This is a genomic window from Streptomyces bugieae (assembly GCF_036352915.1).
Lineage (GTDB): Bacteria > Actinomycetota > Actinomycetes > Streptomycetales > Streptomycetaceae > Streptomyces > Streptomyces endophytica.
On record NZ_JAZBJP010000002.1, the window covers coordinates 393,909 to 418,866 of the forward strand.

Annotated in this window: 17 protein-coding genes and 1 pseudogene; 9 read left to right on the plus strand and 9 right to left on the minus strand. The window is 73.8% G+C overall.

What is annotated here, in order from left to right; all coding sequences use genetic code 11:
• Window positions 1-111 precede the first annotated feature (111 nt).
• Complete coding sequence (locus V2J85_RS06955) at window positions 112-3,501, plus strand: hypothetical protein (RefSeq protein ID WP_330820932.1); 3,390 nt, start codon at window positions 112-114, stop codon at window positions 3,499-3,501.
• A 45-nt stretch (window positions 3,502-3,546) separates the two neighbouring features.
• On the opposite strand, the gene V2J85_RS06960 is transcribed toward V2J85_RS06955, so the two are convergent.
• Window positions 3,547-4,773, minus strand: a complete 1,227-nt coding sequence (locus V2J85_RS06960) for a cytochrome P450 (RefSeq protein WP_261957750.1) — start codon at window positions 4,771-4,773, stop codon at window positions 3,547-3,549.
• 171 nt (window positions 4,774-4,944) lie between these two features.
• On the opposite strand from V2J85_RS06960, the gene V2J85_RS06965 reads away from it, so the two are divergent.
• Window positions 4,945-8,097, plus strand: coding sequence for an AfsR/SARP family transcriptional regulator (locus V2J85_RS06965; RefSeq protein ID WP_330820933.1), 3,153 nt, complete (start codon window positions 4,945-4,947; stop codon window positions 8,095-8,097).
• Window positions 8,098-8,122: 25 nt separating this feature from the next.
• Here V2J85_RS06965 and V2J85_RS06975 read toward each other — a convergent pair.
• Window positions 8,123-9,747 (minus strand): annotated as a pseudogene (locus V2J85_RS06975) (amidohydrolase).
• Window positions 9,748-9,833: 86 nt separating this feature from the next.
• Complete coding sequence (locus tag V2J85_RS06980) at window positions 9,834-10,421, minus strand: TetR/AcrR family transcriptional regulator (RefSeq protein WP_419836759.1); 588 nt, start codon at window positions 10,419-10,421, stop codon at window positions 9,834-9,836.
• Between V2J85_RS06980 and V2J85_RS06985 the strand changes: the two genes are divergently transcribed.
• The 3 genes from V2J85_RS06985 (at window position 10,317) to V2J85_RS06995 (ending at window position 14,560) form a co-directional block, all read left to right on the plus strand.
• Window positions 10,317-11,627: a purine-cytosine permease family protein gene (locus V2J85_RS06985; protein WP_261958414.1), complete on the plus strand. Its 1,311-nt coding sequence runs from the start codon at window positions 10,317-10,319 to the stop codon at window positions 11,625-11,627. The two genes, V2J85_RS06980 and V2J85_RS06985, sit on opposite strands and share 105 nt — an antisense overlap.
• Before the next feature lie 177 nt (window positions 11,628-11,804).
• Complete coding sequence (locus V2J85_RS06990) at window positions 11,805-12,995, plus strand: lycopene cyclase family protein (RefSeq protein ID WP_261957747.1); 1,191 nt, start codon at window positions 11,805-11,807, stop codon at window positions 12,993-12,995.
• A 26-nt stretch (window positions 12,996-13,021) separates the two neighbouring features.
• Window positions 13,022-14,560: an FAD-dependent oxidoreductase gene (locus tag V2J85_RS06995; RefSeq protein ID WP_330820935.1), complete on the plus strand. Its 1,539-nt coding sequence runs from the start codon at window positions 13,022-13,024 to the stop codon at window positions 14,558-14,560.
• A 62-nt stretch (window positions 14,561-14,622) separates the two neighbouring features.
• Here V2J85_RS06995 and V2J85_RS07000 read toward each other — a convergent pair whose 3' ends face one another.
• The 4 genes from V2J85_RS07000 to V2J85_RS07015 all read right to left on the minus strand — a co-directional run bounded on the left by V2J85_RS07000 (window position 14,623) and on the right by V2J85_RS07015 (window position 18,754).
• Window positions 14,623-15,636: a Rieske (2Fe-2S) protein gene (locus tag V2J85_RS07000; RefSeq protein ID WP_330820937.1), complete on the minus strand. Its 1,014-nt coding sequence runs from the start codon at window positions 15,634-15,636 to the stop codon at window positions 14,623-14,625.
• On the minus strand, window positions 15,633-16,622 hold the full coding sequence (locus V2J85_RS07005) for a phytoene/squalene synthase family protein (RefSeq protein ID WP_261957744.1): 990 nt from the start codon (window positions 16,620-16,622) through the stop codon (window positions 15,633-15,635). The genes V2J85_RS07000 and V2J85_RS07005 overlap by 4 nt, the downstream gene beginning before the upstream one ends.
• A complete protein-coding gene (gene crtI / locus V2J85_RS07010; RefSeq protein WP_330820938.1) occupies window positions 16,619-18,151 on the minus strand; it encodes a phytoene desaturase family protein in 1,533 nt (510 codons plus the stop codon). The genes V2J85_RS07005 and crtI overlap by 4 nt, the downstream gene beginning before the upstream one ends.
• 372 nt (window positions 18,152-18,523) lie before the next feature.
• The gene (locus tag V2J85_RS07015) at window positions 18,524-18,754 is read right to left on the minus strand and encodes a hypothetical protein (protein WP_261957742.1); all 231 of its coding nucleotides are present in this window, start codon (window positions 18,752-18,754) and stop codon (window positions 18,524-18,526) included.
• A gap of 316 nt (window positions 18,755-19,070) precedes the next feature.
• On the opposite strand from V2J85_RS07015, the gene V2J85_RS07020 reads away from it, so the two are divergent.
• Window positions 19,071-19,880, plus strand: a complete 810-nt coding sequence (locus V2J85_RS07020; RefSeq protein ID WP_330821419.1) for an alpha/beta fold hydrolase — start codon at window positions 19,071-19,073, stop codon at window positions 19,878-19,880.
• 60 nt (window positions 19,881-19,940) lie between these two features.
• Here V2J85_RS07020 and V2J85_RS07025 read toward each other — a convergent pair whose 3' ends face one another.
• Window positions 19,941-20,825: a hypothetical protein gene (locus tag V2J85_RS07025; protein ID WP_330820939.1), complete on the minus strand. Its 885-nt coding sequence runs from the start codon at window positions 20,823-20,825 to the stop codon at window positions 19,941-19,943.
• 780 nt (window positions 20,826-21,605) lie between these two features.
• Here V2J85_RS07025 and V2J85_RS07030 point away from each other — a divergent pair.
• Window positions 21,606-22,475, plus strand: coding sequence for an MBL fold metallo-hydrolase (locus V2J85_RS07030; protein ID WP_330820940.1), 870 nt, complete (start codon window positions 21,606-21,608; stop codon window positions 22,473-22,475).
• A 141-nt stretch (window positions 22,476-22,616) separates the two neighbouring features.
• On the opposite strand, the gene V2J85_RS07035 is transcribed toward V2J85_RS07030, so the two are convergent.
• Entirely contained in the window at window positions 22,617-23,726 is a 1,110-nt protein-coding gene (locus V2J85_RS07035) for an MDR/zinc-dependent alcohol dehydrogenase-like family protein (protein WP_330820941.1), read from the minus strand.
• Window positions 23,727-24,002: 276 nt separating this feature from the next.
• Here V2J85_RS07035 and V2J85_RS07040 point away from each other — a divergent pair, with 276 nt between their 5' ends.
• Complete coding sequence (locus tag V2J85_RS07040; protein ID WP_330820942.1) at window positions 24,003-24,515, plus strand: DUF5959 family protein; 513 nt, start codon at window positions 24,003-24,005, stop codon at window positions 24,513-24,515.
• Complete coding sequence (locus V2J85_RS07045; protein ID WP_261957737.1) at window positions 24,512-24,796, plus strand: hypothetical protein; 285 nt, start codon at window positions 24,512-24,514, stop codon at window positions 24,794-24,796. Before V2J85_RS07040 ends, V2J85_RS07045 begins: the two co-directional genes overlap by 4 nt.
• The last annotated feature ends 162 nt before the right edge of the window (window positions 24,797-24,958 follow it).

Sequence of the window (24,958 nt, forward strand, 5' to 3'; positions counted from 1 at the left end):
CCCTGTCCCGGATACGGGCCCCGGGCCGGGATGCGGCTGCCCTGTCCCGGATACGGGCGCGCACCCGGATATTCGATCGCACGCGCGAATCATTCCCGGCACAATGCGCGCATGCCGACCACCGCGGAGCAGTTGCTCTCCGCACTCGAACCGCTGCCGTTCCCCGCCCGCCTCTCCCGCACCGCGAGGACGGCCCATCGGCTGGCGGAGGAGGGCCGACTCGCCCCGCTGCTCGCCGAATTGGACACGCGGGGGCCGTACGAGCGGCGGCTCGCCGCGCTGGCCGCCCTCGCCGGGGAGGATGCCGACTTCCTCGCCGGGCGGCTCGCCGATCCCGACCCGGTCGTCGCCGGTTACGCCCTGCGCGCCGCCCGTCTGCTGCCCGTACCGGACGAGGCGGTGGAGGCCGCGTACGACGGGGCGCCGGCCGTGCTGCGGCACCGGCTGGCACGCCTGCTCGCCGCCGGCGGACGCACCGCGCTCGCCGAACGGCTGGCGGTGCGGCTGCGCGCGGACTGGGGCGACGCCGAGGCCGCGCGGCTGCTGCCGGCCTGTTCCACCCCGTTCGTCGCGCGACACCTCCCCGAGCTCGCGCACGCCGTCGGCGGCTGGACGGGACTCGCGCGCCGGCATCCCGACCCGGTGCTGGACCATGCCGAAGCCGCCCTGGCCGAACGGGCCGGCGAAGGGCAGCGGGAGGACTGGTGGCGTCTGCACGCCGCGGCGGTCGCCGTGCTCGCGCCGCTCCGCCCCGAGCGGGTGCTGACGCTGCTGGAACGGTACGGGCCCGAGAGCCTGCCGCGCGCACTGCACACCGGCCTCGGCCCACTGGTCGACGCCGACGCCGAGCGGGTGGTCCGCTGGCTGACCTCCCCCGACCGGCATCCGCAGCGCCATGAGCCGGTACCGCCGCCGGGAGTGCTGCGCAGGCTGGTGCGGGCCGCGCCGGCGTCGCTGCCCGTACTCGGCCGCCTCTGGCTGGGCCGCAGCGGGCACTTCACCGCCTTGGTCAAGGCCATGGCCCCCGGACGGCGCCCCGCCTTCCTCGACGCCGTCACCGCCGGCGGCACACCCGGGGATCCTGCCCTGGCCGTCCTCGATCTGCTGCCCCGCGAACGGCGCTGGGCGGAGGTGCGGCGGGCGGCAGCCGAGTTCACGGGCAGCACCAACTGGTGGGAGAACCTGGACACCCTCGCCCACGGCCCGCTCGACGAGGCGCGGCCCGCACTGCTCGCCGGGCTCCGCCGGTCCAGTGCGGAGGACCGGGCCGCCGCCTGGCCGCTCCTGGTGGAATGCGTCGCCCGGGACGGGGGCCGCCAGGCGCTCACCGAGTTGCTGACCGCGATGCGGCGCCTGCGCAATGAACGGGATCCGGTGCGCGCCGCGGCGCTGGAGGCGCTGGAGGCCGTACCCGCCCGGCTGTTCCACTCCGATGACGCCGCGCTGCTGGACTCGATCGCCGTCGACGCCCTGGAGGCGCGGGACAGTTCCGCCTACAGCCGGGCGGCGGTGCGGGCGCTCGCCGCACGCCTGCTGGTCGAGCACGCCACCGACGCCGACTCGGCCCTGCCCGATTGGGCGCTGCGCACCCTGGAGGGCCTGGTGGGCCGGGTCGGCGTCCCCGACTTCGGCCCGCTGCACCGGGTCCTGCGCCGCGGCCAGGAGCACCAGCTGTTCGACGCACTGCGCCCGTGGCTGGCGGCGGCCGCCCAACGCGCGGACTTCCGGCTGCTGTTGGCGCTGGCCGATGCGCTGGGACCGCGGGCCCGGCGGCTGCCCGGGCTGCAGGACATGCTGGTCACGGCCCTGGAACGGGGCGACGACGAGACGTTCGCGGCGGCCGCGGAGCGGTGGCTTGCCGCACCGGCCACCCGCGACGAGCGGGTGGCCCGGATCGTCGCGCTCGAACCCTCGGCGGTCGTCCTCCCACCCGTACGACGGGTCCTGGCCCGACGGCGTACGGACCTGCTCGACGCACTGCTCGACGACGCCCCGCCCTGCGGCCGCTTCCTGGTGCGCGGTGCCCGGCGCCCGCTGCCGGATCTCGGCGACAGCGACCGCTGGCTGCCCCGCCAGCAGCGGGCCGCGGCACGGCTCGCCGGGCAGGCCGCCGCGGACCGCTCCCTGCCGCTGGACGAGCGCGCCGCCGCGGTCCGGGCCGCCGCGCGGATCCCCGAACTGGGACGTGCGCTGGCGATGCGGCACGCCGACGACGGGGACGTGGTCGTCGCCGAGGCGGCGCTCGGCGCGCTGCCCTGGACCGACCGGCCCCACGAGGTCCTGCCGGTGCTGCTGGAGCAGGCCGGCAGTGACCGGGCACGGGTCGCGGTCCACGCGGCGACCCGCGCCGCCCGCTTCGCCACCCCTTCCGAACTCGCCCTGGAGCTGGGCGAGTTGCTGGACGGGGAGCGGGTGGCGAAGGTGACCTCCCGCAAGGAGGCGGTACGGCTCGCGGCCCGTTTCCTGCCACCGCGACAAGCGGTGTCCCTGCTGGCACGGGCCTTCGACGCCCCCGACCGCCACCCTGACGTACGGGCCGCCGTCGTCCGCGCCCTGCCGCCGCTGCTCGACGTGCCCGCCGCCTGGCGCGTCCTCCACGACGCCGCACGCGACGACGCCCCGCCCGTGCTCGACGCCCTCCTACGGGTCACTCCCTGGGAGCTGGCCCACAGCCATCGCACGGGGTACGCCGCCGTGGTCGGCGCCGCGTACGACGCGTGTCTGGCGGCCGTCGACGGCTACGCGACCTACGGCACACTGCACGCCCTGGGCGCGTGGTCCCGCTACGCCCCCGAGGTCGCCGGCCGGCTCTCCGGAACGGTCTGCGATCTGGGCAACCGGGCCCACTGGCGATACGCGGCCTGGGTCCTGCGCGAGGTGGCCGCATCGGAACTTCCGCACCCCGTGGGCGGTGCGGATCCGGGCAGCGTGCTCCACGGCGCGGTGGCGAAGCTGCTCGCCGCGATGCACACGCCCGACGGCGGCTGCGACGCCCTGCCGGACCGCGACCTGCCGGCCCTGCAGCGGCTCCGCACCCTGGTGACCCCGAGCTCGAACCAGTCCGAGCGGCCCGAGATGCTCGCGGCGCTCGCCGGGCAACTGGCGTCGGAACCCCTGCTCGTGGCCGAACGCGCCGATCTGCTCCACAGACTGGTCGACCGCACCACCGAACCGGCCGCGCTCCTCCCCCGCCTGCGGGACCTGGCGGCCGCCCTTCAGGACGCCGGCGTCGGCGTCACCCTGCACACCGCCGGCCGGCTCCACGCCTCCCGGACAGCCGGCGCAGACCCGCAGCGCATCAGCGCTCTGCTGGCCGCGGCCGATGAGCTGGCCCGCGACGGCGGCGCCATCCCCGGCCTGCTGGCGGCCGAACTGGCAACCGGAACCGGCGGCAGGCTCGGCTGGCCCGAGGAATGGCGGACCCTCCTGCGCTTCCTGCGCAGGCATCCGCACCCTGACGTACGCCATCAAGCACACCGGACGGTGACGGAAACGGAATGACAGGGGTGCGGCGGCCGTCGCCACGCGTGCCGCCGCCCGCCGGCCCTACCGCGGCGATTCCGTCCAGGTGACCGGCAGTTCGTGGACGCCGTAGATGTTCATGTCGGTCCTGAGTTTCACCTCGTCGGCCGGGATGGCGAGTTCGAGGGTCGGGAAGCGGCGCAGCAGTCCGTCGAAACCGGCGCGCATCTCGATGCGGGCCAGTTGCTGACCGAGGCACTGGTGGACGCCGTGGCCGAAGGACAGATGACCGCGGGCCTTGCGGTGGACGTCCAGGGTGTCGGGGTTCTCGAAGCGCTCGGGGTCGTGGTTGGCGGCCAGCAGCGAGACGACGACGGTCGACCCCTTGCCGATCGTTTCACCGCCGAGTTCGAGGTCCTCCGTGGCGTAGCGGTAGAAGATGTCGGCGACGGACAGGTAGCGCATGAGTTCCTCGACGGCGCCGGGCATCAGGTCCGGGTCGGCGCGCAGTTCGGCCCTCTGCTCGGGGTGTTGCAGGAGCGCGAAGGTGCCCAGTGACAGCATGTTGGCGGTCGTCTCGTGGCCCGCGAGCAGCAGCAGGAAGGCGATGCCGGTCAGCTCCTCGATGCTGAGGTCGTCATCGCGGGCCAGGTCGGACAGGATGTCCTCGCCGGGCTCGGCGCGTTTACCCGTGACGAGTTCGGCCAGGTACGTGGTGATCGCGCCGTACGCGGCCATCTTCTCGTCGAGCGGCACCTCCTTTTCCATGAACGTGGCGGTGTTGACCTGGAAGGTCTCCCGGTCCGCGTAGGGGACACCGAGCAGTTCGCAGATCACCAGCGAGGGCACCGGCAGCGCGAACTCCTTGACCAGGTCGACCGGCGGGGCGAGGCGCGCCATCTCGTCCAGTTGCCGCTCGGTGATGTCGACGATGTGCTCTTCGAGCTGCTTCATGCGCTTGACGGTGAAGGCGCCGGTGAGCTTGCGCCGCAGCCGGGTGTGGTCCGGCGGGTCCATGGCGACGAACAGGCCCGGCACCTGCGGGGACGGTTCGGTCGCGACGGGCATGCCGGGGGTCTCGTACGGCACGTGGAGGACGCCGAGGTCCTGGCGGGAGCTGAACCGGGTGTCGGCCATGAGCTGGCGGACCGCTTCGTAGCCGGTGACGAGCCAGCCCTGGTGCCCGTCGGGGAAAATCAGGGGACTGACCGGGCGGGCCTCGCGCAGCCGGGTGATCTGACGGGGCGGGTCGAAGGGGCCCGCGTCGCGCTCCATGGGGAGGCCGTGCGGGACGGGAACCGGCTCGCTCATCGGTTTTCCTTTCGTGGCGGTTGTTCCGGCCACGATCGCCGACGGTCCTGACATCCGACTGACACGGCTCTGACACCGATCATGCGGGAGGCGCGGTCGGCCAGGGGCACCGATGTCCCTCAGCCCGTCAGCAACTGAAGGCCCCCGCAAGGCCCGTGGCAAAATCAGCGGGTGCAGATCGGGATGCTGGGGCCCTTGGAGGTGCGCACGGACGACGGCGGCTCGGTCGACGTGCCGGGCGCGCGGTTGCGCGGACTGCTGATCGCCCTCGCGCTCACGCCGGGTCACGTGGTCCCGAAGGCGTCGCTCGTCGACTGGATCTGGGGGGAGCACCCGCCCGCCGAGGCGACGAACGCCCTGCAGCGCCTGGTTTCCCGGCTGCGGAAGGTGCTGCCGGACGGGGTGGTCGAGGGGCAGCCGGACGGTTACCGGTTGAGGGTGGAGCCCGACGCCGTCGACGCCGTGCGGTTCGAACGCCTCGTCCTCGCGGGCCAGGCCCGCACCGAGGACAGTTCGCAGCGGGTGCGACTGCTGCGGGAGGCCCTCGAACTGTGGCGCGGGGCGGCCCTGCAGGACGTCGGTCTGCAGGACAGCGCCGCGTTCGAGGCGGCGGTCGGCCGGCTGTCGGGGTTGCGCCTGACCGCCACTGAGGAGCGGGTCGACACGGAGGTGGCCCTCGGGCGCGGTGCGGAGCTGGTCACCGAGCTGACCGACCTGGTGGCCGCGCACCCGCTGCGGGAACGGCTGGTCGCCGCGCTGATGCGGGCCCTCGTCGCGGCCGGTCGCGACAGCGAGGCGCTGCTGGTGTACCAGCGCGCGCGGGACGACCTGGCCGACGCGCTGGGCGTCGACCCCTCGCCGGAGCTGTCCGCGTTGCATGTCGCGCTGCTGCGGGGCGAGTTGGGGCGGTGTGCGGAGACCCCGAAGACCAATCTGCGCGCCGAGCTGACCACCTTCGTCGGCAGGGGCGCCGATGTCGCCGCGGTCCGGGGGCTCATCGGCGAGCACCGGCTCACCACCGTGATCGGGCCGGGCGGCTCGGGGAAGACCAGGCTGGCCACGGAGACCGCACGCACACTGCTCGGCGATCTGCCGGACGGGGCCTGGCTGGTGGAGCTCGCCGCCAACGGCGCGGACGGGGACGTGGCCGACGTGGCACAGTCGGCGCTCGCCGGGCTCGGCCTCCGGGACGCCCTGCTCGGCGGGGCCCCGACCGCGGAGTTGACCGACCGGCTCATCGCCGCGATCCGCGAGCGGGAGGCGCTGCTGATCCTGGACAACTGCGAGCACGTCATCGAGTCCGCGGCGGTGTTCGCCCACCGGGTGCTCGGGGAGTGCCGGCGGCTGCGGATCGTGGCGACGAGCCGGGAACCGCTCGGCATCACCGGGGAAGCACTGTGGCCGGTCGAGCCGCTGGCCCTCCCGGAGGGGGACGCGGGCCCCGGTGAGATCGCCTCCTCACCCGCCGTCCAGCTGCTGCGGGACCGGGCCGGGGCGGTGCGCCGGGACCGCGCGGTCGACGCCGGCACACTGGGGACGATGGTGCGCGTCTGCCGGGCGCTGGACGGGATGCCGCTGGCGATCGAACTGGCCGCGGCCCGGTTGCGCACCATGTCCCTCGACCAGCTGGCCCACCGGCTCGACGACCGGTTCCGCCTGCTGACCGGCGGCAGCCGCACCGCGTTGCCGCGGCACAAGACGCTGCGCGCGGTGGTCGACTGGAGCTGGGAGCTGCTCACCGACGCCGAGCGGATGGTCCTGCGCAGGCTCTCGGTGTTCTCTGGCGGGGCGAGTCTGGAAGCGGCCGAACGGGTCTGCGCGGGCGACGCGGTGGCGCAGGAGCAGGTGCTCGAACTGCTCACCGCGCTGACCGAGAAGTCGCTGCTGGTCGCCGAGGGCGACCGTGCCCCGCGCTACCGCATGCTCGGCACGATCAAGGAGTACGCCGGGCACCGGCTCGCGGAGGCGGGGGAATCGGACCCGGCGCGCCAGGCGCATCTCGCCTACTTCACCGAGCTCACCGAGACCGCGGAGCCGCATCTGCGCCGCGCCGAGCAACTGGAGTGGCTGGCCGTGCTCGAGGCCGAGCACGACAACATCGGTGCGGCGATGCGCGGAGCGCTCACGGCGGGCGAGGCCCAGGCGGCGATGCGGCTCGCGGCGGGCGCGGGCTGGTACTGGTGGCTCGGCGGGCACCGGGCCGAGGGCATCGAGCTGATCACCGCGGCCACCAGGACGCCCGGCGAGGTGACCGACGAGGTCCGGGCCATGGCGTACGCCCTGGCCGTGTTGTTCGTGAGCGATGGGCGGGGCGACGAGCGTGCGGCGGAGGCGTGGATCCGCGAGGCGCACCGGTTCGGCCGGCGCAGTCGGCGTCGCTCCCCGCTGCTGGGGCTCGTCGACGCGCTGGAACGCCTGCTGCGGGAGCCCGGTGCGTTCCTGCCGGCGTTCGAACCGCTGCTGGACAACGAGGATCCCTGGGTGCGCGCGCTGGCCCGGCTGCAGCTGGGCAAGATGCGGATCGTGCTCGGCCAGGGCGGTCGCGACGCGGATGCGTACCTGGAGGGGGCGCTGGCCGAGTTCCGGGCGCTCGGGGAGCGGTTCGGGATCTCGTTCGCGCTGAGCGAGTTGGCGGGCCGGATCGCCGTGCGCGGCGAATTCGCCGGTGCGTGCGCGTACTTCGAGGAGGCGATCGCGGTCGTCACCGAGGTCGGTGCCGCCGAAGACGTCATCCGCATGCGGTCGCAGCAGGCACGGCTGTACCGCCTGCTGGGCGACGAGGACGCCTGCGCGGGCGCCATGGCCGAGGCGCGGCGCTACGCGGAGCGGGTCACCTGGCCGGACGCGCTGGCCGAGCTGGCCCTCGCGAAGGCCGAACTCGCCCGATGGGACGGCGACGCCGGGGAGGCGCACAGGCAACTCGGCGTCGTGACGGCCGTATTGGGCGACGGAGCGGAGCGGCCGGACTTCCGCGCGGTGCGGCACGATCTGCTCGGCTATCTCGCCGACGACCTCGGCACGGCCCGGACGCACCGTGCGGCGGCCTGCGAGGCGGCGTCCGAGGCGGGATACCCCCTGGTGATCGCGCATGTGCTCGTCGGGGTCGCGGACCTGGCGCTGCGCCGCGACGAGCCCGAGCAGGCCGCGCGGCTGCTCGCGGCGAGCGCGGGCATGCGGGGGCTGCCGGACCGCTCCCACCCGGACGTGGCCCGGATCGAGCAGACCGCGCGCCACCGCCTCGGCGACGCGGGGTTCGCCGAGGCGGCGCGGGAGGGGACGCGGACCGGCTGGTCTCAGCTGGTCGAGGTCGCGTTGGCTCGCTGAACGCGGCGACCGCCCGCACGTGCCCTCACAGGCTGGTGTCGCGGTGGGTCGGGCGGCCGTCCAGGACGGTGAGCAGCACGGGGAGGTCGGGCAGGTCGGTGGCGGGGGTGGTGAGCGGGTCGTCGGCGAGGACGGTGAGGTCGGCGCGGTGGCCGACGGCGAGCCGCCCGGCCTCGTGCTCCTCGCCCGCGGCGCGGGCGGCGTTGACGGTCATTCCCTGGAGGGCCTCCAGGGGCGTGAGTGCCTGGTCGGGGCCGTGCGGGGGCCGGGTGAGGTCGCGGCTGGGGCGGCGGTGGCGGGCGCCCGCCAGGACGCCCAGTGGCGGGTAGGGGGCGATGGGCCAGTCCGAGCCGAGGACGACGGTGGCTCCGGCGTCGGTCAGGTCCCGGCAGCGCCAGGCACGGGAGGCACGCTCCTCGCCCAGGCGGCGTGACCAGTTGTCGGTGTGGTCGGCGCCCGGGTGAAGTCGCAGCAGTGGGTGGGCTGCATGGACGCGATGACGCCGAGCTGGGCGAAGCGGCGCAGGGTGTCGTCGGGGACGGTCTCGATGTGCTCGATCCGGTGCCGCACCCCGCGGCGGCCGTCGGCCTGGGCCTTCTCGACGGCGTCGAGGGCGTGCCGGACGGCCGCGTCGCCGATGGCGTGGGTGGCGGTGGGCACTCCGGCCGCGTGGAGCTCGCCGATGACGCGGGTGTAGGCGTCGGGGTCCGGCCAGAAGGCGTGGGTGGACTCGCCGTGGCAGTCGGGGCGTTCCAGCCAGGCGGTGCCGTTGTCGATGGTGCCGTCCATGAAGAGCTTGACACCCGCGGTCCGCCACAGCGTGCCGCCGGCGCCCTGCCCGTCGATGAGCGCGCGCAGCCCGGCGGCGTCGGTACCGGGCTGGCACCACGGCGCGACCCGCAGGCGCAGCGGCAGTTCGCCGGCCGCGTCGAGTTCGGCGTAGAAGGCGAGGCTGTCGCCGTTCGCGTCCATGGCGTGGCCGCCGGTGAGGCCGGCCGCGGCCATGGCGCGCAGGGTGGTGGCGAGGCGGGCGCGCCGTTCCTCGCGGGTGGGCTGCGGGGCGACGCGTTCCACGAGCTCGCAGGCGGCGTCCTCCAGCAGCAGGCCGGTGGGCCGGCCCGCGTCGTCGCAGACGACCTCGGCGGCCTGGTCGAAGCGCCGCGGGCCGTCGACCCCGGCGAGTTCGAGGGCCCGCTCGCTGGCCAGCGCGGAGTGGGCGTCGAAGAGCAGGAGGAAGGCCGGTACGCCGTCGAGCACGGGGGCGAGGGCGGCGGATTCCACCGGCCGGTCCCCGAAGGCGTTGGGGTCCAGGCCCCAGCCGTGCAGCCAGGCGCCGGGGGCGAGGCGGCGCACCTCGCGCGCCAGCGCCTCGCGTACCGACTCCAGGTCGGTACAGCCCGACAGGTCCAGTCCGTGGGTGAGTTCGGCGCCGGACACGGGGTGGAGGTGCCCGTCGACGAGGCCGGGGGTCACCACGGCGCCCTTGAGGTCGATCACGGTCGTCGAGGGGCCGGCGAGTGCCCGGATGTCGCGGTCGTCGCCCAGGGAGGCGATCCGCCCGTCGGACACGGCCAGCGCGGTGTCCGGCAGGAAGGCACCGCTGACCGGGTCGAGCAGACGGGCGGAGAGCAGGACGAGCGGGGTGCGCACAGCGGCTCCTCAAAACGGGGAGGGCGGGGAGGGTACGGGCAGGGGCTACCGGGCGTGCGGTGGCGGAGCGGTGCGTTTTCGGGGGCTCACGCGCCGGACGCATCGGTGGGGCGGGTGAGGGCGCCGTCGGCCAGGCCGAGTTCCCGTTCGGCCGTGGTGATGGCCATGCGGGTCACGGCCTCGGGGTGGCTGCCGGTTTCGGTGTTGGCGTGGGCTCCGAGTCCGTCGAGCACCACCAGGATCTGAATGGCCGTCAATTGCGGGTCGTCGGTGTGGAATTCACCCTGCTCGACGCCCTCCTGGAGGAGGCCGGAGAGCCGGCCGCGCCATCCGGCCTCCTGCACGGCGACCCGGTCGCGGAGCACCGGGCGGTTGCGGCTGAGGTGGCGTGCGTTGAGCCAGAGGCGGCTGATGGCGTCGTACCGCTCCCCCGTCGTCTGCGCGAAGAACCGGGCCAGATGCCGCAGCGGGCTGCCCTCGGGACGCTCGACGGGCACGAGGCTGTCCAGCTCGCCGGTGGCGGCGTGGCCGAAGGCCTCCGCCACCAGGTCCTCGGCCGACGGGAAGTAGTGGCTGATCAGGCCGGGCCGGACGTCCAGTTCCTCGCCGATTCTGCGGAGGGTGACGCACTCCAGCCCCTCGGTCAGGGCGACGGCTGCCGCCGCGGCGACGATCTCCGCGCGCCGGGCGGCCGGGTCCTCTTCTGGCTGCTGACCGGGCTGCTCGCCGTGTCCGGCCCGGCCGCCGGCGCCCCGAGCGAAGTGATCACGCGGGCGATGTACGGCATCCGCGGAAACCGGGTGAACAACGCGGTGACCGGATGGCTGGTCTCCGTCTGCTACTTCGCCCTCAACCTGGCCGCCGCCGCGACGGCCGCCTTCTCCCTCGTCGAACGGGCCGGCATCCCGACCACCACCGGCGTCAAGATCGCCGTGGTGATCGCCGTCGCCGCCCTCACCCTCACCATCAGCGTCTACGGCCACGCCCTGATCATGAAGCTGTACCTCCCGATCACCCTGGCCCTCACCGCGGTCTTCGCGGTCCTCGCCTGCTACGTGCTCCGGCACACCGATTTCTCGTACTCCCCCACCGAGCCGCTCGCCGGCACGAGCCGGTGGGCCGCCCTCCTCGGCGGCGTCACGCTCATCGCCTCGGGCCCGCTGTCGTACACCACCAGCGCGGACTTCTCCCGCTATCTGCCGCGCACCGCGTCCCCGAAGGCGATCGTGGGGTGGACGGCCTTCGGCGGCTTCCTGCCCAGCGTGGTCGTCTGCTCGCTCGGGGCGTTCGCCGCGACCGCGGTCGACATGACCGATCCGCAGCACGCGCTGGAGAAGATCCTCCCCGGCTGGTTCGTGCCGCTCTTCCTCCTCGCCCTGGTCCTCGGCACCGTCGCCCTCAACGCGCTGACCGCGTACAGCGCCGGACTCGCCCTCCAGGCCGTCGGCCTGCGCATCCGACGCTCCGTCAGCGTGCTCGCCGACGGCACCGTCTCCGTCTCCCTCACCCTGTACGCGCTGCTGGTCTCCAACTTCCTCGACACCGTCAGCAACGTCCTCCAGCTGACCGTCGGCCTCCTCGGCCCCACCATGGCCGTCTACGCCACCGACATCCTGCTGCGCCGCAACCGCTACGACGGCCCCGCGCTCACGGACGAGACCCCCGGCAGCCCCTTCTGGTACACCGGCGGCGTGAACGCGGCGGGTGCCACCGCCCTCATCGGCGGCACCGCCTGCGCCGCCCTCTGCATGAACACCCTCTACACCGGCCCCGTCGCCCGCGCCCTGCACGGCATCAACCTCGCCCTCCCCGTCGGCATCGCCGTCGCCTCGGCCCTCTACTGCTTCGGAGTCAAGCTCGTGCCGCCGCGAGGACGCTAGGCCCTGTCCGATGGGTCAGCACCCCTTCTAGGCCCCACCCCCAGCATTCCCCCGCCTCGCCGCGCGTGGCGGCCGTCGTCCGGGTCCCGGCTGCGGAAGGATCGTCGTGAGCGTCAGCGGTCGCCGGTGGCGAGCGCCGTCGTGGGGCGCTCGGCAGCCGGGCAGGGAAGGACGGGTGTGCGGGACGCGGATGTGGTCATCGTCGGGGCGGGAGCGGCGGGGCTGTCGCTGGCCTACCGCCTGTGCGCACCGGGTGCCGGGGCACGTCGGCCGACCGTGGTGCTGGTGGAGGCGCCGCGGGGGCCGCGTACACCGCCGGAACGGACCTGGTGCTTCTGGGAGCCGCCCGGCGGCGAGTTCGACCCGGCGCTCACCGCCGTGTGGGACGCCTTGCGGGTGTACGGTCCCGACGGCACGGAGACGGTGGGATGGCCCGCGCCGCTGCGGTACAAGATGCTGCGATCGGGCGATTTCGCCGCCGTCGTCGAGGCCCGGCTGGCCGGGGACCCCGCCGTGCGGCGCGTCGAGGCGACGGTGGCGGCGGTGCGCGACACCGCCGACGGCGCCGAGGTGCGGGGGTGTGATGGTGCCGGGCGCCCGGTGGCGCTGCGGTCCCGCTGGGTCTTCGACTCCCGCCCCGGATCCCTGCTCCCGCCCGCCCGGACCACGCTGCGGCAGCACTTCCGGGGCTGGTTCGTCCGTACGCGGAGAGCGGTGTTCGACCCGGCCGTGGCGGACTGGATGGACTTCCGCGTTCCGCAGCCGGCCCACGGCCTGGCCTTCGGGTACGTCCTGCCGCTGGACCCGCACACGGCGCTGGTCGAATACACCCGGTTCTCCCGGCGGCCGCTGGATGTCGCCGGCTACGAAAGGGCGTTGCGCCATTACACCGACGAGGTGCGCAAGCTCGGCCCGTTCGAGATCACGGGCACGGAACAGGGCGTCATCCCGATGACCGACGGCCGGTTTCCGCACCGGGCGGGGCGTTCGGTGTTCCGCATCGGGACCGCCGGCGGCGCCACCCGCCCGTCGACCGGATACACCTTCGCCGCGGTGCAGCGCCAGACCGCGGGCCTCGCCGCCGCGCTCCGGCAACCCGGGTCGCCCCCGCCACCGCCGGTGCACAGCCGCTGGGCCCGGGCGCTGGACGCCGTGCTGCTGCGCGGGCTGGACAGTGGACGGGTGGACGGCGCGGCGGTCTTCACCGACCTGTTCGGCGCGGTGCCCACCGAGCGTCTGCTGCGGTTCCTCGACGGACGCTCCCGGCTCTGGGAGGACCTGACCATCGGGCTGCGCACCCCCGTGCTCCCCATGCTCCGCACCGTCGCCGAACTCCCGCTGCTGCCCCGGAAGACGGCCCCGTGGTGACCGGGGCGGCCGGCCCGGGAGGGGCCGTGAGCGCACGGCGCGGCCGCGACCGCCGCGCGCGGGTGCTGCCGGGGCCACCGGGGAACGACCGGGCGGCGGCCGACGGCCGGCCCGCGGTAGCGGTGATCGGCGGCGGCATCGCCGGTCTGGCGGCCGCGACCGCTCTGGCCGAGCGCGGAGTGCGGGTGACGCTGTACGAGCGCGAAGGCGTCCTCGGGGGCCGGCTGGCGGGGTGGCCGGTGCGGCTCGCCGACGGCTCGGCGGCGACCATGAGCCGGGGATTCCACGCCTTCTTCCCCCAGTACTACAACCTGCGGGGGCTGCTGCGGCGCATCGACCCCGGACTCCGGGTGCTGCGACGGCTCCCGGACTATCCGCTGCAGCACCGCTCGGGCACCCGCGACAGCTTCGCCCGCGTACCGCGCACACCGCCCTGGAGCGCCCTGGGCTTCATGGCCCTCAGCCCGACCTTCGCCTGGCGGGACCTGGCCCGGATGCGCCCCGCCGCGGCCCTGCCGCTGCTCGACGTACGGGTGCCGCAGATCTACCAGCGGCTCGACGACACCAGCGCCTGGGACCTGCTGGACCGCATCGGCTTCCCCGAGGCCGCGCGCCACCTCGCGTTCGAGGTGTTCTCCCGCAGCTTCTTCGCCGACCCTCGCCAACTGTCCGCGGCGGAAATGGCGTTGATGTTCCACATCTACTTCCTCGGGTCGAGCGAGGGGCTGCTGTTCGACGTGCCCGCGGAGCCGTACCCCGAGGCGCTGTGGGCGCCGCTCGCCCGGTACCTGGAAGGGCACGGCGTACGGCTGCGCACCGGCACGCCGGTGGACCGCGTCGAGCCGCAGGCGGGCGGTGGGGTGCACGTGGCGACGGACAGCGGGTCGCACCCGTACGACGCCGTGGTGCTCGCGGTCGACACCGCCGGTCTGCGGCGGATCGTGGCCGCATCCGACGGCCTGGGGGACCCCGCGTGGCGGGCGCGCATCGGACGGCTGCGCACCGCACCGCCCTTCCTGGTGTCCCGGCTGTGGCTGGCGCGGCCGGTGTCCCCCGACCGCGCCGGCTTCCTGGGCACCAGCGGCTTCGGTTCGCTGGACAACATCAGCGTGCTGGAACGCTGGGAGGGGGAGGCCGCCCGCTGGTCCGGCCGCACCGGCGGTTCGGTCCTCGAACTGCATGCCTACGCGGTGCGGCCGGACGCCGACCGGGCGCACGAACAGCGGCGTCTGGTCGAGCAGTTGCACGCCGTCTACCCGGAGACCCGCGGGGCGCGGATCGTCGACCAGCGCCACGAGTGGCGGGCGGACTGTCCGCTGTTCGCGGTGGGCGGCCACGCCGACCGGCCCACCGTCCACACCCCCGACCCCCGGGTGGTGGTCGCCGGCGACCTGGTGCGCACGGCACTGCCGGTGGCGCTGATGGAACGCGCGGCGACCACCGGGTTCCTGGCGGCCAACGCCCTGTTGGCCCGCTGGGGCGTGCGCGGTCACCCCCTGTGGACCGTGCCGGACAAGGGGCGGGTGGCGCCGCTGCGGTGGGCGGCCGGACGCACCGGACACTGACCGCCCCGGCCCGTCGCACCTCGTTCGTCGTGCCTCGGCCCGGTCAGCCCGAACAGCGGCCGTCAGCCCGGATAGCGGCCGCTCCGGCGCAGCTGCCAACGGCGCTCGGCGTACGCGAGATCGTCCCGCCACAGCCGGCCGGCGGCCGCCCGCATCAACGGGCGCACGAGCGGAGCCGCGGCGCGGGCCAACGCGAACCCGGGCCGGTCGGAGGTGGCCAGGACCGCTTCGACCACCGCGGTGCGCGGCCGGCCGCGGTCGTCCGGGGCCAGGGGCGTGGCATGGGTCTCGACCACCGACCCCTTCCCCTCGCCGTCGACGAGGTGCATCACCACCGTGCGCGGCTCCGGCGCCGTGAAGCGTGCCGTCACCGGAACGACCGCACGCCCGGCGACCTTGAAGGAGACCTCGACCAGGAACTCGTCCGGGCCCTCGGTGCCGGCCTCCGTCGGTGCGCCGACCACCCTGAGGTCCACGAACGCGTACGGGTGGAACCACGCCCCGTGCCAGGGGTCCAGCCGGTTGGCCACGACGTCCTCCGGTTCGCACGCCCCGACGGCCGTGTGCACGGCGACGAGCGTGCCGGCCGGTCCGGGCCGGGGCGGGAGCACCGGCCGCGGCAGGGGCCGTTCGCCGCCGGCCGCGTCCAGCCGGACCCAGGCCAGCACTCCGTCGTCGTGGGCGGGGAACGGTTCCCAGCCGGCGAACGCGGCACCGTCCAGGGCGAGGCCGTGCCAGCGGCAGCGGAGCGTGCCGCAGTGCACGGCACCCTCCGCCAGCGGCGCCCCGAGGTGCGGGCACGCCCCCGGCCCGGCCACCAGGCGCCCGGCGGCATCGCGCCAGGCGACCACCTCGACGCCGGCCACCGTCCGGCCGAACGGCTTCCGGGGCGCCACGTCACGGGCCGCGCCGAGCACGAACCAGTTGCCCGCCCGTCGGGCGAGCGCCCGTTTCAGCGCCCCGTCGATGACGGCGGGCCGGGCCTCCCGCCAGGTGGACCGCTGCCGCTCCCACCGTTCGGGCCCGCGCCGCAGCCGCAGCGGGACGCGTGGGCGGTGACGGCCGTCCGGGCTCATGCGCTCTCCTTCTGCGCCGGCTGCGGCGTCCGTTCCCGCGGCGCGGCCGGCGGCCGGGCGGTCAGACGGGCCGCGACGGATCGGGCCAGCCCGCCCAGTGCGGTGGCCGCGCGGCGCCGGCGGGAGACCACCGCGCGCCGGTGCAGCACGGCGTACCCGTCCTCGCGCACCGCGTCGAGGATGGCGCCGTAGAGCACGAAGGCGGTGCGCATGCACGGGCGCGCCACCGGGTCGAGCATGGCGAGGCCGGGGGCGGCCTCCCGGTAGACGCCGCGGGTGAGTTCGGCCGCGGCCGCCAGGGCCTGGGAAATACGGGTGTCCGGGCGTCCGGTGTCCCGGCTCCACCGCAGCAGCGCCCGGTCGACACCGTGCGCCGCCAGCAGATCCGCGGGCAGATAGACGCGCCCCCGGTCGAGGTCCTCCCCGACGTCCCGCACGAAGTTGGTCAGCTGGAAGGCGACGCCGAGCGCGGCGGCGTGCGGGGCGGCTTCGTGGCGCGGGACGACGGTGCCCAGCACGGGCAGTATCTGCAGGCCGATCACCGCCGCCGAACCGTGCATGTAGGACCGCAGGTCCGCGTAGGTCGGATAGTCCGTGACGACCAGGTCCATCCGCATCGCCGTGAGGAAGTCGGCGAAGTGGGCGTGGTCGATGTCGTACGCGGCGACGGTGTGCGCCACCGCCCGGACGACCGGCTCCGGGCTCGGATCGCCGCGCAGACCGTTCTGCAGGTTCCGGTGCAGCGCGGAGAGCGCCCGCGCGCGGTCGGCGGTACTGCTGCCGGTGGCCGGGTGGTCGACGAGGTCATCGGCGTGGCGGGCGAATCCGTACAGGGCGTGCACGGCCGGCCGCCGGTCCGCGGGCAGCAGCCGGGTGGCCAGGAAGTACGTCCGGCCGTGCCGGGCGTTGAGCCGGCGGCAGTGGGCGTAGTCGGCGCGCAGGCGGGGATCGGTGATGCCCGCCGCGGTCAGTTCGCGCTCCGTCATGCCGGTACCGTCCTGTCGCCCGGCCGCGGCGCGCCGGCGCGGGAACGCGGCGGACGGAGGCCCGTCACCCGGGCGGCGGCCAGCTTGCCCGAGATCAGCACGGTGGGGACACCCACGCCGGGGGTGGTGCCGCACCCCGCCAGTACGGCGTTCTCGGTGCCGCGTACGAGGTTGCGCGGGCGGAACGGGCCGGTCTGCGCGAAGGTGTGCGCGGCGGAGAACGGCGTGCCGGCCGCCAGGCCCTGCGCCGCCCAGTCGGCCGGCGTCACCGTGCCCAGGTCCTCGGCGTCGGCGATTCCGCTGAACCCGCGCTGCTCCAGCAGCGACAGCAGACTGTCGCGGTACCGGGGGGCGAGCGCGGGCCAGGCCTCGGCGCCCGGTCCGGTCTCGGTGTTGGGGCACGGCGCCAGCACGTAGTGCAGATGGCGGCCCGGCGGTGCGAGTGCCGGGTCGGAGGCGGTGGGGCGGGTCACCAGCAGCGAGGGATCGCTCATCAGCCGTCCGCGGCGGGTGAGTTCGTCGAAGGTGCGCTCCCAGGCCGCGCCGAAGGAGAGCGTGTGGTGCGCGGTGCCCGGCCAGGTCCGTGCGCCGCCCGCGTGCAGGACCACGGCGGACGGCGCGTGGCGCAGCCGGACCGGACGCCGGGGCCGCCGGCCGAGCAGCCGGTAGGTGACCGGGAGGTCCGGAGTGAGCACCACCGCGTCGCAGGCGATCCGCTCGTGCTCGGTGACCACCGCGGTGATCCGGCCGCCGGTGCGTTCCAGCCGGGTGACGGGCGTGCCGTAGCGGAATGCGGCCCCGGCGGCAGCGGCGGCGTCCGCCATCGCCCGCGGCAGCGCATGCATGCCGCCGCGCGGGAAGTACACCCCGGCGACCGTGTCCATGTAGGCGATGACGGCGTACGCGGCCAGGGCCCGGGCGGGCGGCACCCCCGCGTACAGCGCCTGGAACGAGAAGACCCTGCGCAGCCGCGGGTCGGGCACGAACCGGCCGATGCGGTCGTCGAGCCGGCCGAACCCGCCGAGCGCGGCCAGCCGCGCCAGGTCCGGGTGCAGCAGTTGCAGCGGCGAGTCGAAGTTGCTGTCGATGAAACGGCGGTGCTGGGCCCGGTACACCTGCTCCAGCCACCGCCTGAGCCGCCGGTAGCCGTGCGCCGCGCGGGGTCCGGCGAACCGCTCCACCTCGGCCTCCATGGCCCGGGGGTCGGTGTGCACGTCCAGCTCACTGCCGTCGGCGAACCGGGCGCGGTACGCCGGGTGCAGCTGGTCCAGCACCACCCGGTCCGACAGCCGCTCACCGACGGCGGCGAACGCCTCCTCGATCAGGTCCGGCATGGTCAGCACGGTCGGTCCGGTGTCGATGCGGTAGCCGCCGCGGTCGACCCGCCCGGCCCGTCCGCCCGGCAGCTCGGCCCGCTCGACGACGGTCACCCGGCGGCCCGCCCCGAGCAGATGGAGCGCGGCGGACAATCCGGAGAGCCCGGCCCCGACCACCACGACGTGATCGGTGGGCCCTGGAAGCGTCCTCACCGGACTCCGCCTCCGCCATCGCCCTCACCGTCACCGTCACTGTCAACGCTGTCAGCCCGCGCAGCACAGAGTGGGGCGCAGGGTGCGGTCCCGCCACTACGGCGCATCGCACCTCCTCACGGTCTCGCCGGCCAAGGGGCAGCCGCACCGCGTTCCGGCACGTCACAGCCCCGCCTACGCCCCTGGACGCGCCACGGGGGCGTGGCCGGGGCCAGCCCTCACCTCACCACGACCCGCACCGAAATCGCCGTAACCGCCCCGGACGCCCACCGGCAAACCCCCCGGTCGCTGCGCGGGCAGCACCGTCGGGTCGGGTGGCGGCGGGGCCGGCCTTCCCCTCACCCGCCGCGCGAAGGGCAACGGACATCGGCCTCAGTCCCGCTGCTCCGGCTCGTAGAGCGGCAAGTTCCGCTTCTCGCAGAGCCGTGCCACCCTGCTGGCCAGGTCTTCCGGCACCGGAACCCCCAATCGGCGGGCAGCCCCGAGCCGGTGCCGGACCAGACCCAGGGTCCAGTCCAACTGCTCGTCACTGCGCGCCGCGAATTCCTGGAGCGCCTCCACCATCAGCTGCTGCCGGTCGATGTCCACGACGTCCTCTGTCATGGGCGCTGAACCTACCTGGGCCTTCTGCCCCGGTACACCGCTGAACGCAGAAGTTATCCGACTGCTACCGCGGGGACAGACACCCGCAATGTGGGTCTCGCGGGGAACGATGCGCAGCGGACGCTCGGCGACAAGCCCTCCCGGATTCATCACGTTTCTTGATGAGTGTGGAAGCCGAATGCCCCTTGGTCGCGCCCGCCCCCCACGGTGAACTGGTCCCGCTCATCACCGCCGCCCACGGGCGGGCGAAGCGGACACAACGCGACGAAACGCGATGAGCCGAGCCGCGACACATCGACGAGGAGCGTGAGTGACGATGCCGTACGCCACGGCGAACGGAACCCGGTTGTTCTACACGGACAGCGGGACCGGCATACCGGTGCTGTTCCTGCACGGCTGGGGAACCAGCGGACGGGTGTGGGGCGCCCAGGTCGCCGATCTGGCCGCCGACCACCGGGTGGTGACCGTGGACTGGCGCGGCTGCGGCCGGAGCGACCACCCGGCCACCGGGAACACCACCGCCACCAACGCCGCCGACATCCTGGCCCTGATGGATCGACTGGCCTTGGATCGGCCCTTGTTGGTGGGCAGCTCGCTCGGTGCCACCTTCGCCCTGGAGGCGGCACTCGGGGCACCGGAGCGGGTGGGCGGTGTGGTGTCGATCAGCGGCCCCGGCTACTGGCCCAGCCAGGGCATGGCGGCCCCGCTCCGCGCCCTGCGCGCGGCGCTGGCCGCCGATCGCCCGGCGGCTCTCGCCGACTGGGTCCCGCAATGGTTCGCCCCGACGGCCGACCCGGCCCTGGCAGAACAGACCAGGCGGCAGATCCTGCGATCCGGCGTGTTCATCGACGAGCTGTTCGCGGAGAGCAACCTCCACGACCCGCGCGCGGACATCGGCCGGCTGACGGTCCCGGCCCTCTTCATACACGGCCGACTCGACACCGAGGTCCCGCTGGACGTGTCCCGGACCCTGGCCGCGCTGGCTCCGTACGGGGAGTTCCACGCGATCGAGCAGGCGGGCCACATGCCGCACCAGGAGCAGCCCGCCGCCGTCAACGCCCTGATCCGCACCGCCCTCGCCCGGCAGGCCGCCGGCACGATACCGACGGCCACCCGGTCGAGCTGACGCCCAGAAGTCACCTACCGCGGACGCTACGTGGAACGCCTACGGCCGTTCCCGCGGACGCTACTTGGCGCGAATCTCGAACGGCAGGGTCCGGTAGAAGAACGACGTGTCACCGGTGCCCACCGACACACCCGCGTCGACATCGGCCACGGGAGCGGAGTCCGCGACCGCCAGGCGCAGGCGGTAGACGGCCGTGGCGCCCGGCGCCAGCGGCGTCTTGGCGGTCGGGATCAGCTGGGCGGCCATACCGGGGTCGCAGCCACCGGGCAGCAGCGAGACGCGCTGCCAGCCGTGACCGGGCACGTACTGCTGGAGCACCAGGTCCTTCGGCTCCACGGCACGCCCGCTGCCCTGGCCGTAGGCGAAGTAGCCGGCGTTCAGTGCCGGGTAGGCCCGCTTGGTGGTGTTCTTGACCGCGAGGGTGAACTCCTTCGCCGCGCCACCGGGGACCAGTGCGGTGCCGCGCGACCAGCCCGTGATCGTGGTCGTCGGCCGGTCGACGACGGCACTCCTGGCCGGCGCGCGGTACGTGTGGCCGTGCCCGTCCCTGACCGAGGCGGCCACCGTCAGGCGGCCGGGCCGGTCGATGTCCTGCACGCGCAGGGCCACCGTGGCGGGGTGACCGGCGCTCGCGGCCACCGAGACGGGGAAGGTGAACGTCCCCTTCTCCGGATGTTCGCTACCGACCGGCCGCTGATCCAGATCCACCCACCGGTGGGTCTTGGGGACGTAGCGCTGGATCATGAGGGAGGCGGCGCTGAAGCCGCGGGTGGTGACGTCCAGGCGGACGGTGCCCTTGGAGACCGGCGTCCGCAGGGTCACCCCGGAGGACGTCCACAGCCCGACCGGCGCCTCCGAGGCGAGACTGTACGAGAACTTCTCGGCCGCTCTCCCGGTGGCGCCCGCAACCGGGGGAGCTGTCTCCGTCCGCCCCGCGGAAGCCACTCGCCCCGCGGAAGCTCCCCGCCCCGGGGAAGCCGTCCGTGCCGCTGTGGACGTCATCCGCGTTGCGTGGCCGCTCTCGACTGCCGTCACCGCACCGCCGCAGCTCGCCACGGACGTGGACTGTGTTCCGGCGGCCGCCTGAACGGGCGCGGCCTGCCCGGGAGCCGCCACCCCGACCACCAAAACCAGTCCGGCCGCGGCCGCCACCGTCGTACCGGCCACCGCCCGCCGCGCCCCTACGGGCCGTGGCGCTGTACGTGCTGTCATGTCTCGCCCCCACATCGAACGTGGACGCACCAGCTATGCGTCTCTGAGGGAGAGGAGGCGCGCCGACGGAGCCGGGTTCCCAAAAACTGCGCCACACTCCGGAAATTCACTGACATGGGTGTCGATCAGCCGGATCCGCCCCGCCCTCGCCCACCTACGCGCGCCCTGCCTCGCCACACGGCCTGCATCCATCCAGCCCGTCGCCTCCCGACCATCGAGTCCTCGCGTGAGTACCCGCAGGACGCATCCGTCGCCACCTTCTCCGAGGTACCCCGCCTCCGTCTCACGACGCGGCTCTCCGATGCCGAGACCAATCGGGGGGGGCGACGCCGTCCTGTTGCGGGATGCACAGAAGCCGCAAACCCCACCAAAACCCTCCCCGCCGACCGAGCCGTGAGAGCGATTCGGGCCCAGAAGTACAAGATCGGCGAGGTCTACCGATATCGGCCGCACGCGGGTAATCCTGAAAGGGCGGCCCCGGTCCGGGTCCGTTCCCCCCGAAGGAGCCCCTCCATGGAGAACTGGTACGTCGACGACCGCTGCACCAACTGCGACGTCGCCCGACAGTTCGCACCCGACCTGATCACCGAAGCCGACGGCAAGTCGCAGATCCTGCGCCAGCCCCGCGACGAGGCGGAGAACCGGCGCCTTCACGCCGCCGTCTTCGCCTGCCCCACCCGCTCGATCCGCCCGGCGTCCGGGCTGGCCGACCGCACCCTCGACCCCTTCCCGATGGCCCTGGACGACGGCGTCCTGGTCTGCGGCCACAACTCCCGGGACACCGCCGGCGCCAACTCCTACCTCCTCCTGCGGCCCTCCGGCTCGGTCATGATGATCGACACCCCGCGCTGGAGCCGTGAACTGGCAGCTCGCTACACCGCGTTGGGACCCGTCACCGACGTCCTGCTCACCCACCGCGACCACGTCGCCCACGGCCGCCGCTACGCGGACCACTTCGGCGCCCGGCTGTGGATCCACGAGGGCGACCTCGACGCAGCGCCGGACGCGGACCAGGTGATCCGCGGACTCGAACCCGTCGACATCGGCGAGGGAGTCACCGCTCACCCCCTGCCCGGCCACACCCGGGGCAGCGTGCTCTACCTCGCCGACGACCGGTACTGCTTCAGCGGAGACAGCTTCTACTGGTCCCGCACCACGGGCGATCTGGAGGTCGCCGAGAACGTGACCTGGTACTCCATCGAGGAACTGGCCAACTCCCTTGCCAGGACCGCCCCACAACTGCGCTTCGAATGGGTCCTCCCCGGCCACGGCAACCGCCACCACCTACCCGCCGACGAGATGTCCCGGCGCCTGGAATCACTGACAGAACGCACCCGCCTACTCCGACCCCAGCCCATCGACTTCACCGCCGTCCGCTGGTAAAAGAAGGCCCCACCAAAGGCCCCCCGCCAGAGGACTACGGGGCAAGCGGACCTCCGGGCGGGCCAGCCAGCGCCATGCCCGTCCCGGTGCCTGCGTGTTGTCAGAGTCTGCGGTGCACAGGATGACTGACCGCGGACGCACTCACCCTTCCCTGACCGGTCGAATGACCGTCAGGCTGAAGCGTCCCCCCTCCGCGGCCGCGTGCCGCAAGGCCGTGTTGGCATCGGCAAGGTCAAAAGCGGTGACGTCGAACTGCCGGAGGTCCAGTTGCCCCGAGTTGGCCAGTCGGATGAGTTGGGGGTTGGCGTGGCGGGGGCACAGCCACTGGCCGCGGACGGTGATGTTGTTCCTCATGAGCCACGGATACGGCAGGGCGAGGTCGTCACCTCCCAGCATGCCGACGCCTCCCATGAGCATCACCGTCCCGTGCTCGCGGACAGTCATCACCGCAGCCCGTACCGCGGTCATTGCGGCCGAGGGCGGCAGCAGATCCAGTACGACGTCGATCGGTGCGGGCGCCGCCGCCCGCATCCGCTCGCGGTCCGCCGCCTCATCACCCGACAACCGCACCGTCCTGATGCGGGACCCGAAGCGGCGCTCCAGCTCGCCGAGCATTTTCTCGTTCCGCCCCGGAGCGACAACGCAACCCGCGCCCATGGCCAGCGCGACCGCAACGGCGGCGCTTCCGAAATTTCCGGTGGCACCGCTGATCAGTACGGTCTGGCCGGCCTGCAGTCCGGCGGCGAGCAGCCCGCCGTACGGCACGAGAAGGACCGGTAGTGCACACCACCGGCCCGCGTCCGCCGCATCGATCGCATCGATCACATCGCTCGCACCAGTCGTGCCGGTCGCATCGGTCGTGCCGGTCGCGCCGAGGGGAAAGACGTTCTCGGTCGGGACCAGCAGCTGTTCGGCGAACGAGCCCTGCCCGAAGTGTTGCTGCAGGCGCAGGCCGCCCTCCCCGCGGGCACTCAGGCCCTGGAGTGTGATGTCCGGGGTCAACGCGTCGTCCCGTGCGCGAATGGTGGGATCACACAGCACCCAGTCTCCGACGCGCAGCCGCGTCGAGTCCGGACCCACGGCGCGCACCCGGCCCACCGCCCCGCTTCCGGGTATCACCGGCAGCGTGAGCAGATACCGGCGTTCCCCACGGAACACCTCCGCGGCGTAGGGCAACACACCGGCCGCCACCACATCAACCACGACCTCCCCCGTCCCCACCACGGGATCGGGCACGGTCTCGATCGTCAACGGCGACCCGAACTCCTTCAGAACTGCGGCTCGCATCACGGCCTCGCTTCCCTCGCATCCTCGAAGAAGCCACCTGACGTGGCACCACGCCATCGTGGAAGCGACCTCGGCCCGCAACCAGACCAGGCGTTATCCCCGTACCCGGCCCACCACCCCCGCCGCAGCCGGCGCTCCGATCGCCTCGAACGGTCGTTGGTGGGGCGCCTCTGCTCGTACGCGCCCCGTGGGAGAGGATGCAGGCTACGCACACCAGTCAAGGCCCTGCGGAGGCGCACTATGGGAGAGCCCGAACCCGTCGATCTGATACACCTGGCAGACGCCGACGCCAACAGCAACGGCGACGGCAACGGCAACGGCAACGGCAACGGCAACCGGTGCATCGTTCGTGTCACTGGACGCGATCAGCCCGGCGTTCTGACGGGCCACGACACCCTGCGTGCCGAAGTCCTGGTGTCCACCGGCTTCCTCGACGCACGCCTTGAGCTCTACCTCTTCCAGCGGGATCTGTCCGCTTGGGAAGAGGAGCTCGAACGGCTGGTGCCACGTGGCAACGCCGGACTGGGCGGCGGCCGGGGCCTTGAGCTGGGCATTCAACTCAACGACGACGCGTCCGTCGGAGTGACCATCAACGACCCCGACCGGCTCTCCACGTTCTTCTGGATCCGGCCACAGGACGACTGGATCCAGGACCACCGAGCCCGACTGGACCGAGTGCGGCAGGCCTGGCCGAGCGAGGTCGTCGAGACGGCTCCCATGACCTACGAGTGGAGCCCGAGGCGTAAGAAGTGAACCCTTCAGTCGCCCGTTTGTGGCAGGAGCATGTGGCCGCGGATTTCCCCGTCCGGCTGCGCGGTGTGGAGCTGGCGGGCATCGACATGGTGTTGCTGGACGCGGACATCGCAGGGTGCGTCTCCGCCTGGCGCAATGGCGACGGTTCTCTCGACGCGGAGCGGCACCGGATCCTGCGCCGCTGCATCGCGGACCTCAACACGATCCTGCCCCTGCTCACCGATGAGGACGACCACCGGTATTACGCCCGCCTGCACCGACTGGCCGCGCTCCTTTCGTAGACCAGCCCGCGGCAATGCCGTGCCGTGCAGGCAGTGCGGTGCAGTCAGTGCGGTGCCGTGAGGTGCAGTGCAGTCACGGCCTGCTGCGGCCCCATGCGACTCCCCACGTCGCGAGCCCACCCGGAACATCCAGGTGAAGGCTGCAGGCGCACAATGTGGCGG